This is a genomic window from Bacillus sp. P4_D3 (genome assembly GCF_056401855.1).
Genome location: NZ_JBFUIN010000087.1, coordinates 1 through 10652 on the forward strand (window position 1 = coordinate 1; position 10652 = coordinate 10652).

General features: G+C 35.5%; 12 protein-coding genes. 5 read left to right on the forward strand and 7 right to left on the reverse strand.

All coding sequences use genetic code 11. From position 1 onward, the window contains the following. The first annotated feature begins 37 nt into the window (after positions 1-37). Together AC1DTM_RS12260 and AC1DTM_RS12265 are read left to right on the forward strand one after the other, a co-directional pair. Entirely contained in the window at positions 38-595 is a 558-nt protein-coding gene (locus tag AC1DTM_RS12260; protein ID WP_088098718.1) for an HAAS signaling domain-containing protein, read from the forward strand. A 24-nt stretch (positions 596-619) separates the two neighbouring features. Then, a complete protein-coding gene (locus tag AC1DTM_RS12265; RefSeq protein ID WP_088098717.1) occupies positions 620-1216 on the forward strand; it encodes an NDxxF motif lipoprotein in 597 nt (198 codons plus the stop codon). A 154-nt stretch (positions 1217-1370) separates the two neighbouring features. On the opposite strand, the gene AC1DTM_RS12270 is transcribed toward AC1DTM_RS12265, so the two are convergent. Together AC1DTM_RS12270 and AC1DTM_RS12275 are read right to left on the reverse strand one after the other, a co-directional pair. Then, the gene (locus AC1DTM_RS12270; RefSeq protein ID WP_088098716.1) at positions 1371-1724 is read right to left on the reverse strand and encodes a YlbF/YmcA family competence regulator; all 354 of its coding nucleotides are present in this window, start codon (positions 1722-1724) and stop codon (positions 1371-1373) included. 142 nt (positions 1725-1866) lie between these two features. Continuing rightward, positions 1867-3012, reverse strand: coding sequence for a DUF445 domain-containing protein (locus AC1DTM_RS12275; protein WP_088098715.1), 1146 nt, complete (start codon positions 3010-3012; stop codon positions 1867-1869). Between the two features lie 125 nt (positions 3013-3137). Between AC1DTM_RS12275 and AC1DTM_RS12280 the strand changes: the two genes are divergently transcribed. Next, positions 3138-4190, forward strand: coding sequence for a YheC/YheD family protein (locus tag AC1DTM_RS12280; RefSeq protein ID WP_016103834.1), 1053 nt, complete (start codon positions 3138-3140; stop codon positions 4188-4190). Positions 4191-4209: 19 nt separating this feature from the next. After that, positions 4210-5670 (forward strand): YheC/YheD family endospore coat-associated protein, encoded by a 1461-nt coding sequence (locus AC1DTM_RS12285; protein WP_016103833.1) that lies wholly within the window; start codon positions 4210-4212, stop codon positions 5668-5670. Positions 5671-5686: 16 nt separating this feature from the next. On the opposite strand, the gene AC1DTM_RS12290 is transcribed toward AC1DTM_RS12285, so the two are convergent. Continuing rightward, the gene (locus AC1DTM_RS12290) at positions 5687-5932 is read right to left on the reverse strand and encodes a hypothetical protein (RefSeq protein WP_016103832.1); all 246 of its coding nucleotides are present in this window, start codon (positions 5930-5932) and stop codon (positions 5687-5689) included. Between the two features lie 656 nt (positions 5933-6588). Here AC1DTM_RS12290 and sasP point away from each other — a divergent pair. Continuing rightward, entirely contained in the window at positions 6589-6792 is a 204-nt protein-coding gene (sasP, locus tag AC1DTM_RS12295; RefSeq protein WP_000013349.1) for a small acid-soluble spore protein, SasP family, read from the forward strand. Between the two features lie 51 nt (positions 6793-6843). On the opposite strand, the gene AC1DTM_RS12300 is transcribed toward sasP, so the two are convergent. The 4 genes from AC1DTM_RS12300 to AC1DTM_RS12315 all read right to left on the reverse strand — a co-directional run. Next, positions 6844-7578, reverse strand: a complete 735-nt coding sequence (locus AC1DTM_RS12300; protein ID WP_002201630.1) for an amino acid ABC transporter ATP-binding protein — start codon at positions 7576-7578, stop codon at positions 6844-6846. A 28-nt stretch (positions 7579-7606) separates the two neighbouring features. Then, complete coding sequence (locus AC1DTM_RS12305; protein WP_002114865.1) at positions 7607-8305, reverse strand: amino acid ABC transporter permease; 699 nt, start codon at positions 8303-8305, stop codon at positions 7607-7609. Further along, the gene (locus tag AC1DTM_RS12310; RefSeq protein ID WP_477000274.1) at positions 8292-9089 is read right to left on the reverse strand and encodes an amino acid ABC transporter substrate-binding protein; all 798 of its coding nucleotides are present in this window, start codon (positions 9087-9089) and stop codon (positions 8292-8294) included. The genes AC1DTM_RS12305 and AC1DTM_RS12310 overlap by 14 nt, the downstream gene beginning before the upstream one ends. 303 nt (positions 9090-9392) lie before the next feature. Further along, positions 9393-10652: ABC transporter ATP-binding protein (locus AC1DTM_RS12315; protein WP_477000275.1), on the reverse strand; the 1260-nt coding region annotated here is incomplete at its 5' end.

A 10652-nucleotide genomic window follows, 5' to 3' on the forward strand; every position in this document is an offset into this window, starting at 1 on the left:
GCTGTAATTCATCATTTTATAAAGGAAAGTGATTGTTATGAACAAAAGTGAATTTTTGGAACAACTTAGTTCTTCCCTGCGGAATATGCCTAATGTAGAAAAAAAAGATATTATCTCGGAATACGAAACTCATTTTATTAGTGGTAAACAGGATGGTAAATCTGAAGAAGAAATTTCTAAAAAACTAGGAAACCCTAAAACTATCGCTAAAGAACTTAATGTTTCATATGCAATAAGCAATGCTGACAATAAACGCAGCTTCAAAAATATGATCACCGCACTATTTTCTGTTATGAGCTTAAGTGTTTTAAACTTTACATGTATCATTATCGCCTTTTTCGTACTACTCTTTTTATTACCGATTCTTCTGGCACTTATCATTGCCACTCCACTATTAATCATTTCACCTATTTTATTAATAGGGTTAGGATTTTTTAAAGGGTTTCATCAAATCAGTTATTCCGATGTTTATAATGTGTTCATCGCTTTTTGCAGCGGTTTACTCATATCCGTCATATCTTACCAAATGGTAAAACATCTATACGCAACTTTAGTAAAGTATTTGAAATGGAATATAGCTATTTTACAAAGATAATAATGAATATAAAAGGAGATTAAAATGAAGAAGTATACTTTATATCTACTCATGTTACTTACAATTTTATTTCTATCAGCTTGTTCAAACAGTGCACAACCTAAGGAAGAAAACGATGTGCAATCTATTAAAGATGTAACGATAAAAATTCCAGAAACTATATTCACTTCCTCAAAAAAGAATGAAACGATTAACGAAGACGAAATGAAACAAAATATAAAGACGTATTTAAATTATAGCGGAGAGTTAGACGAAAACATCGTTCCACTTTCATCATCTATGTCTGACGAGAATGTCACGGAATCCGACCGAGAGAAATTAAAGCAACTAGTAGATTTAGCGCAACAAAATGATGCGAATTTCCATGATTTTATTAGTAACAATACGATCCCTGATGATTACAAAAAACCTTCGAAAGAAATGTATGAATTCATTTCAGCATCTACGGCACTTTCAGTAGAACTAGAGCACGAATTAGACAAAATCGCGCAAGATGGTAACTTATTCAAAACTGATTTTTCTTTTACAAAACGCTTTGAGAAAGTTAATGGTAGGAAGCAAAAAGAAATTGAAAAGTTTTTGAAAGAAAAAAATATTAGAACTGAGTATTTCAACAAGTAATTATATATGTAAAAGAGAAATTGAAAGATACATCATATATTCCCGTCAAAATAGTCACTAACAAATGGCTATTTCGACGGGGATTTTTTTGTGGAAGGACTATCAAATTTCCTACACAAAAAAAACGCCCCCATACTAGGAGCGTCTTCTATCATTACGCTTGTTGCGCGCTATATAATTCTTCAAGTGGCTGCATAATGATTTTGTTAACGTCAGTGATAACGATGTTTAAACGTTGCTCAGTTTCCATTAACTTTGTGATTTTAGCATCTTGTTGAATGCGAGCTACAACTTCTTGTGCTTTTTGGTTGTCTTCTTCAGTGATTTCTTGACCTTGCATCATCTTTTGTTGTAAGCCAAGTTGCATCGTGCGGAACTCTTCGAATAAGTTCTTTGACTCTGCATCTCCTTGTACTGCTGCGTAGCTTGCTTTTAATGTTTGGAAATCTTCGTTTTCAGCGATTGCTTTTTGTAATTCATATGCAACATCATGAATGTTTTTTGTCATTTTATTTTTCCTCCTTTAGAAGGCTAGCGCTTTTCGCTCGCACTGCCTTTTACGTGCCTTTACATAGGCACCTCTTCTTACCATATCAAACTATGCAAGAGATGTGAAGAAATTTCACTTTATTTCTATGTATTCGCTTTTATTACCTAAGGAACAGAAGTAACAACCCTTGTACGAGTCCAATCATTCCGCCTAATAATGCACCTAAATACGTAATCATTTTCAACTCATTTTTTGTAATGGACAATACGAGATCTTCTAGTCTCTCTGTTGAAAATGTAGATACTTCTTGCTGGACAATTTCCGCAAGCTGTAGATTGTTTAGTATGCTCGCTACATTTTCTGTTCCCCACTTCAAGCCTTTCTCTACTGCGCTAGGAAGCACTTTTTCAACGATTGTTTCTCGAACTGGTTCACATACTTTCTGCACAGATTGGTTTAAAAATTTACTCACCGTTTCCTCTACTTTAACAGCTGACAATATAGAGCTCACAATCATTTCTTTCTCTACAAACGTTTCTAATTCTTGTACGCCTCTTCCTTTTAACTTTTCCCACTCTTTTTGCAATACATCAGTTAACAGCCGCTCTGTTCCATCTTGTCCTAAAAACTTAATCACTTCCGGCTGCACACGATCCACTAAACTTACATTCCCTAAAAACATACCGACTAAATTAAGTAGTGTCCCGCGAGAAGCGAAAAAGTCATCAATCATTTTTGAAAGGCGTGCCTTTCCTTCTTCACTTTCAAAAAAGCGAATTCCTCTTTTCAAAATAAAAGATGCTACATTCGGAATCGTATTCTCTATTTTTTCATGAACAGAATGAGGTAAAGCCTGTTCCCATGTATATGTATAGTACTCTGCTAAAAATGCATGAATTTTTTCTGTAATAACATGTTCAATTTTTTGAATCGCCTCTTCTTCTACATGTTCTAAATTCCATTTTTCTAACATATCCCGTAACGACTGTTCATTCGTAATTACTTTATCAACTTCCACTTGTGCCCAGCGAATTAAACTGGCTTGAAACTCTTCATTTGTTAATTTCTTTCCGATTCCTTCTGGTGTTAACAAATGTTCTACAACCATTTTCCCTAATTGAACAGCAAGCTCATCACGACGCTTCGGAATTAACCCTGGCGTAAATGGAACTTGAAACTTCCCAATATAAATAGGACGATGAGGACGGAATAACATTTTTATTGCTAAATGATTCGTGTACCCTCCAATAATCGCCCCGAGTCCTGTCGTTGTTAGCATATTCAACCATATATTCATCATAATCAACCTTTCACTTCTCCAAAACTATAGCATATCATCATACGGACAAAAGTATAATGGTATAAAAATGTATTTGCAATATATAGCTTCGCCTATTATGCAAACATCCTGTTAATAAAGGAGGGGTTTCGTTGGTTCTTGGTCTTTTAACTTCTAAATTTCATCACGAGCAAATGTATTACACCGAAATCGCTAAGCGAGCTCGTCTTTATCATAACGTCGTTGCCCAATTCACACCGTTTAGCATTGATTCAAAGACAGATCTTGTTTCTGGTCTTATTTACGATACAGATACAGGAAATTGGATAGATCAAACCTTTCCCATTCCTTCATATATATATGATCGCTGTCATTTCAAGGAGGATAAAGCRTTCCAACAAGCAAAATCGATTATTCATTCATTACGCAAACGTTCCTCGACTACTTTTTTAAATAACACTCTTATTAATCCAAGTGATTTACACAATCTTTTTCTTACTAATAAACGTCTTTCTCCTTACATTCCAAAAATAAAAAAAGGAACGGTCCAAGGAATTTTCAAATTACTACTAGAAACAAGAGATATTGTTATACGTCCTATCAATATACACTCTAATGAAAATTTATATCGAGTCACTTACAAACATAAAACATTTCATATCGATACAATAAATGAACAGCATTGTACTTCTACTAAGTTCAAACGGACAGATGAATTTATATCATGGTGCAAATCGAACGTACACTCATCCCATTATATGATCCATCCAATGTTACAACCTCCAAATCAACTATCATATCCAATTCATATTCGAACCATTATGCAAAAAAACAAAGAACAGAATTGGGAAGTACTTGGTCAATTCATACAAAAGTCTTCATTCCCAGCGCAATTTTTACTTTCAGTAACAGAGCGGTCCATGTTACATCCATTTTCCAAAATTAAATATTTGCTTTCTTCAACTGGTGTTCAATTATTGAAAGATGCCTTACATGATGTTGTAAATGAAGTGTTTAAAACACTCGATCAGTCCTATTCGTCATTATTTGAATTAGAGCTTTCTACCATTATGGATCAAAAAGGTGCCATTTGGCTTATGTACGTCAATACGATGCCGTCTTACGAAGTTTATACTAGGTACAACGACGAACTCGCTGAACAAATTTTTCATGGTCCATTAAAGTTTAGCCGATTTACACCATAACGAAAGGAGGAAATCCCCGTTGAAAGAGCACATATATACATTAAGTATTTCAGATGAGAATCCAAATAGTATTACTTTACCTTACGTTTTTTCTATTACACCACCAATTACATCCCTTTCCTTTGGCTTACGTTATATTACATGTGAGAGTATTAAAATTCATTATTCATTCACTCGAGAAATCATTATTGGAGAACAAATTGCAGCTAAACTTTTACTACCGCATTCAGCAACAATCCATGCCTTCATACAAAATCAAACCATTGTTTTCGGTCCATTAATCGGGATTTTCACAACTGGCTTTAACGATGATTCTAATTCTCCTTTAGGGAATCGTTCCATCTCTCTCGGCGAGTTACTAACACCACCATTCACATTGCAGCCCTTTGTATTTGTCTTTGGCATTCAACATATAAACTGGGAAGAGGAAACAATTGAAGGGTACTTCTTTCAAGAAAGCAAATGGGTAAAAAACAAAGTCCCTTTACCAAATGTCATTTACGACCGTTTACCAAATCGGCAAGCAGAAAATTACAAACCTATCGTAAGAGCAAAAAAACGATTAGAAAGCGACTATGCGATTCCATGGTTTAATCCAGGATTTTTCAACAAATGGGAAGTGCATCAACTTTTAATAAAAGAAGATTCAATTAAACCATTCTTACCAAATACAGAAGTATTTCAACATTTTGAACAAGTAGAACGACTTCTCGGTACGTATAAGTACATTTATATGAAACCAATACACGGTAGCTTCGGAAGAAATATTCATCAAATACTCTATTCTCAAACTGATAATTGCTACTATTGTCGTTATCGTGAAAATGAACAAAATAAACTAAGAAAGTATCAATCATTAGAAGCACTTCTTAACCATGTGTTAAAAGGACATGATTTAAAAAAGTTTATCGTACAACAAGGTATCTCACTGCTCCGCTTCGAAGGGCAACCCGTCGATTTTCGCATTCATACAAATAAGAATCATTTTGGTAATTGGGTCGTCAGTGCAATCGTCGCAAAAATCGCCGGCAAAGGTAGCTTAACAACTCATGTAAATAGCGGTGGTGATACGAAATTACTTCAGGAACTGTTTCCTGATTCAACAAAGCAAGTCCAAATTGAAAATAAACTAAAACAAACAGCCTTACAAATCAGTTATGCACTCGACCAACAAGTAACCGGGAACATTGGAGAAATTGGTTTTGACATTGGTTTAGACACCGCGGAAAATCCGTGGCTATTTGAAGCAAATTCTAAACCGGGGCGAACTGTATTCCAAGATGAAAGGTTAAAAGAACAAAGTGAACTTACGCGCCAATTATTTTATGAATATGCCATCTATTTAACTGAACATTCTTTGTGCGGTCCGAAAGAAAAAACATCTCAAATCCAATCGAATACTGCACCTGACACCGGAAATATCCCGTCCCCTATGATTAACTCACAAATACAAAAACAAAAACTTCCACCTCATTCATAAGGTGGAAGTTTTCTATTTATACAAACTTCACTACAACTTCCGTTTCCACATTACATACTCCGCAATAAAAAATATGATTGCAGCACTCATTTGAATTATTATGTGTTAAACCGTCTACCGCACTTAATAATTCCTGATCCATATATGCACTGTAATCATCTATGTAATCTACAGCTTTCCCATAATCTTGGAGTATTCCTTGGCAATTTTGACAAGAATATGTTTGTGATTCTAGCGCGTTGCAAAGCGGGCAAATTCCCATCGTTATTCCTCCATACGTTATCGTTTAAAAACAATTAAAAAGCCTCTTTTTTTAGGTTAAAGAGAGCATCTAGCCTTGCATAGGAGCGGTTAGTTCCTTTTTCTTGCCCCATCCCGGGTTAAAACAGAACTATGCAGCTGATGCCTTTTTAGGTGTTATATTACTAAGCTGGAATTTTTCTCACTTTAATTATATTTTCGTTTAAAAGCCTCTCTTTTTTAGATTGGAGAGAGCATCTAGCCTTGCGTAGACGCGGTTAGTTCCTTTTTCTGCCCCATACCGGGCTAAAACAAAACTATACAGTTGCTACCGATTTAGTTTTCATTTTACTAAGCTGGAATTTTTCTCACTTTAACAAATCATAAGTTAAGTAAGCCAAGCTGGTTATACAATGAAAAAACGCATATGATTTCGCTCTTAGTTTAGCCTTCTTTCTTAAAAATACAACGATTACTCTTATTTCATAATTTACGAAATGATGAAATATTTTTTACAAAATTTACAAATTATTATTTTGTATATCTTTCTAGGTAACATCCATACTATGAGTACAAACTTAATTACCGATGGATTAGCGCCAACGGGGCGATAATCTGGTTCAACTCCAGCTAGTCCAACCAAAAAAACTTTTATAACTCTAAGGAGGATATATTCCTATGGCAAACCAAAGTTCTTACAATCAATTAGTAGTACCAGGTGCAACAGCAGCAATCGATCAAATGAAGTACGAAATCGCTCAAGAATTTGGTGTACAATTAGGAGCAGATTCTACGGCTCGCGCTAACGGTTCTGTTGGTGGAGAAATTACAAAACGTTTAGTTGCAATGGCTGAGCAAAGTCTTGGCGGATTCCAAAAATAAATATATATGGCAAAAAGGTCTCAAGGCATATGCCTTGAGACCTTCCTTAATTTACTGCAACATTTGTAAAAACTTCTTCGTTCGTTCTTCTTTTGGATTTGTAAATACATCTTCCGGTGTACCCTGTTCGACAACGACACCGCCATCCATGAAAATAACACGGTTCGCAATTTGATGAGCAAAGCGCATTTCATGCGTTACAATGACCATCGTCATTCCTTCTTTAGCAAGTTCTTTCATAACCTTTAAAACTTCTTGAACTAGCTCAGGATCAAGTGCTGACGTTGGCTCATCAAATAGTAAAACTTCCGGCTCCATCGCAAGCGCACGAGCGATTCCAACGCGCTGTTGTTGTCCACCTGATAATTGGAACGGATATAAGTCTACTTTATCCGCAAGACCAACTTTTTCAAGGAAATAGTTTGCTTTTTTCTTCGCCTCTTCTTTCCCCATCTTTTTCACTGTAACGAGCCCTTCCATTACATTGTGAATTGCTGTTAAATGAGGAAATAGATTATGGTGTTGGAATACCATACCTGTTTGCGTACGAAGATTTACAATATCTTTCTTCGATACTTTTTGAGAGAAATCGAGCTCTTTATTACCGATGCGAATGCTACCAGCGTTCGGCGTTTCTAACACGTTGAGGCAACGTAAGAATGTCGTTTTACCAGATCCAGATGGCCCGATAATAACAACAACTTCGCCCTTCTCAACTGATAAGTCTATATGTTTTAGTACGGTATTATCTCCGAAACTTTTTTGTAAATGTTGAATTGAAATCATAAAAACAAAAACTCCTTTTATGAAAGGGTTATTTTAGAGTATAACGTTCTGAACGTTTTTCTAATATTTGTTGCACGATAGATAATAAGAAGCAAATTACCCAATAAATTAGACCTGCTTCGAAATAAACAATTAAAAACTCATAGTTCATTGCCGCGATTTCCTGCGCTTTTCGGAACATTTCTGTTACTAAAATTAACGACGCTAATGACGTATCCTTCAATAAGCTAATAAATGTATTCGAAAGCGGCGGAATAGATACACGCGTTGCTTGCGGTAAAATAACACGTTTTAATGCTTGCGGATATGTCATCCCAATTGTATAAGCTGCTTCCCACTGTCCTTTCGGAATAGAAAGAATAGAAGCACGAATAATTTCAGATGCATATGCACCGACATTTAATGAAAAACCAACAATTGCTGCTGTATATGGCTCAACCTCAATATTAAGAGTTGGAAGACCATAGAAAATAATAAATAACTGTACAAGAAGTGGCGTTCCGCGAATGATAGATACATAGATACGAGCAATCCATTGTAAAATACGACTACCTGAAATACGCGCGAGCGCTGTTAACGTCGCAAGTATAATACCGATAATAAATGTAATAAGCGTTAACGGAATTGTCGTAAAGACAGCTTCCTTCAGCATAGGCGAGAAGGAAGTCTGCATAATATCTATCCATGTAGACAATCGATCTGAGACCACTGCACTACTTAGAAACATTTTCACCGAACCATTTTTTCGTTATTTTATCGTACGTAMCATCTTTTTTCATATCTTCTAACGCTTTATTTACTTCTTGTACAAGCTTGTCGCTACCTTTGCGGAATAGAAAACCACTTTGTGATGCTTCTTTTTCTGTATCTACAATTTTAATTTTTGCATCTTTTTTCGTTTCTAAATAGTTTAATACTGATAATTTATCATTGATTGTGAAATCAACGCGGCCAGAACTTAATAATTCTGCAGCTTGGCTAAATCCTTCTACACCCTCGATGTTCGCACCGTTTTTCTTAGCGATATCTGCGTAGTTACTCGTTAAAGATTGTGCTCCTTTTAATCCTTTTACATCAGCAAATGTAGCAGGCTTGTCTTTATCTTTTGCGATAACTAATGCTGCTGAAGAAGAAATATATGGACTAGAGAAGTCATATTTCTTTTGGCGATCTTCACGAATACCAACTTCGTTCGCAACCATATCGAAACGTTTTGCATCTACTCCTGCAAGTAAACTATCCCATTGTGTTTCTTTAAATACAGGTTTTACACCTAAACGTTTTGCAACTTCTTCTGCTAATTCAACGTCAAATCCAGTTAATTTATCCTTTGAATCGTGGAACGTAAATGGTGGATATGTACCTTCTGTACCAATTACAAGCTCACCGCTTTGTTTTATCTTCTGTAACGCATCTTGACTAGCTGTATCTTTTTTCTCTTCTTTGCCGCAACCCGCTACAATCCCAATCGCTAATGTAGTTACTGCAAGCACTGAAAATAATTTTTTCATGATAGTAGTCCTCCAAGTATTCTGATAGGAATTTAAAAACTATATTGATTGTATGCAATTTCGAACAATTTTTCAATAAAAATGTTCTTATTTAGTTTATCCTTTTTCTTCATAATCAAACAAAATGGTAAAATACTGCTACATACAAAAAATAAGTAACATTTTTTAATATAGCATTTATAAAGAAAAAGGTAAAACAATACTTACTTATTTATAAGTTTTTCTGCCGGTGAAATATATTAACTTCTGAGCGGACAATCCAATCAAAAAAGAACTTGCGAAAATCGCAAGTTCTTCTAAAAATTAAGCGCTCTGGTTCCCTTCCATTTGCGTTTTATACATATCGTAATAGCGCCCACGCTTTTTCATTAATTCATCATGCGATCCTTTTTCCAAAATCGTTCCTCTATCAAGCACAATAATTTGATCAGCGCTCTTAATTGTTGAAAGGCGATGAGCGATAATAAACGTCGTTCGTCCTTTCTTCACAACTTCTAGCGCTTGTTGAATCATCGCTTCTGTTTCAGTATCAATGCTGGAAGTCGCTTCATCTAAAATTAAAATCGCCGGATCAAAAGCAAGTGCCCTAGCAAACGATATAAGCTGACGTTCTCCGGTTGAAAGTGTACTTCCTTTCTCCGTAATTTTTTCATCTATGTTGTTTGCAAACCTTTCAGCACCAACATCACGTAATGCCTTTACAATGCGATCTTTTGAAATTTTTTCATTTTCTAAGCTTACATTGGATGCCACTGTCCCGCTAAATAAAAACGGATCTTGCAATACAATTCCCATATGTTCACGCGTTGCTTGTTTCGGCATCTCTGTTACATCGTGACCATCAATCGTAAGCTTCCCTTTTTGAAATTCATAAAACTGAAAGAGCACATTCATAATGGAACTTTTTCCTGATCCAGTATGGCCGACAAGTGCCACTGTCTCCCCTTGTTTCGCTTCAAAAGAAATATTTTTTAACACTTCATCTTTTCCATTGTAAGAAAACGAAACATTATCGAATTTCACATTTCCGGTTAAGCGAGGAATACGTTCTTCTTCTACTGCCTCTCCTTTTTCCTCTAGCAATTCGAAGACACGCTCTGATGCAACACGCGATTGCTCTAAGTTAGCAAGTTGGTTCACCATATTCGTAATTGGCGAGAATAATCTCGTTAAATAATCGACGAAAGCATATAGTATCCCGAGTGAAACGATGCCCGAAGCGCTTAATGAAGCACCACCGAAATACCAAATTACACCTGTAAAAGCGATGTTTCTTAATACAGACACTAAATTATGCGAAGTTGCTGCATTTAAATTTAAAATTTTATTTTGATATTTAAAATAATCACCATTGAGTTCTTCAAATTCCTTCTTCGTTTCATGTTCTTGACGAAATGCTTGAATAATTGGCATCCCTTGAATCGATTCATTCACTGTTCCGTTAATATCCGATAAACGCGAACGCATTTTATGATTGTATACAGACGCATACTTTCTATACATAATCGCCCAAACAATTAAAATTGGGATGATAAGTAAGCATAGTGCCGCCAGTTTTACATC

Excerpts from the sequence above, each read along its gene's own strand:
- AC1DTM_RS12265 (WP_088098717.1), top strand. The coding sequence starts at position 620 with ATGAAGAAGTATACTTTATATCTACTCATGTTACTTACAATTTTATTT.
- sasP (WP_000013349.1), top strand. The coding sequence starts at position 6,589 with ATGGCAAACCAAAGTTCTTACAATCAATTAGTAGTACCAGGTGCAACA.
- AC1DTM_RS12290 (WP_016103832.1), bottom strand. The coding sequence starts at position 5,932 with ATGGGAATTTGCCCGCTTTGCAACGCGCTAGAATCACAAACATATTCT.
- AC1DTM_RS12300 (WP_002201630.1), bottom strand. The coding sequence starts at position 7,578 with ATGATTTCAATTCAACATTTACAAAAAAGTTTCGGAGATAATACCGTA.
- AC1DTM_RS12305 (WP_002114865.1), bottom strand. The coding sequence starts at position 8,305 with ATGTTTCTAAGTAGTGCAGTGGTCTCAGATCGATTGTCTACATGGATA.
- AC1DTM_RS12260 (WP_088098718.1), top strand. The coding sequence starts at position 38 with ATGAACAAAAGTGAATTTTTGGAACAACTTAGTTCTTCCCTGCGGAAT.
- AC1DTM_RS12270 (WP_088098716.1), bottom strand. The coding sequence starts at position 1,724 with ATGACAAAAAACATTCATGATGTTGCATATGAATTACAAAAAGCAATC.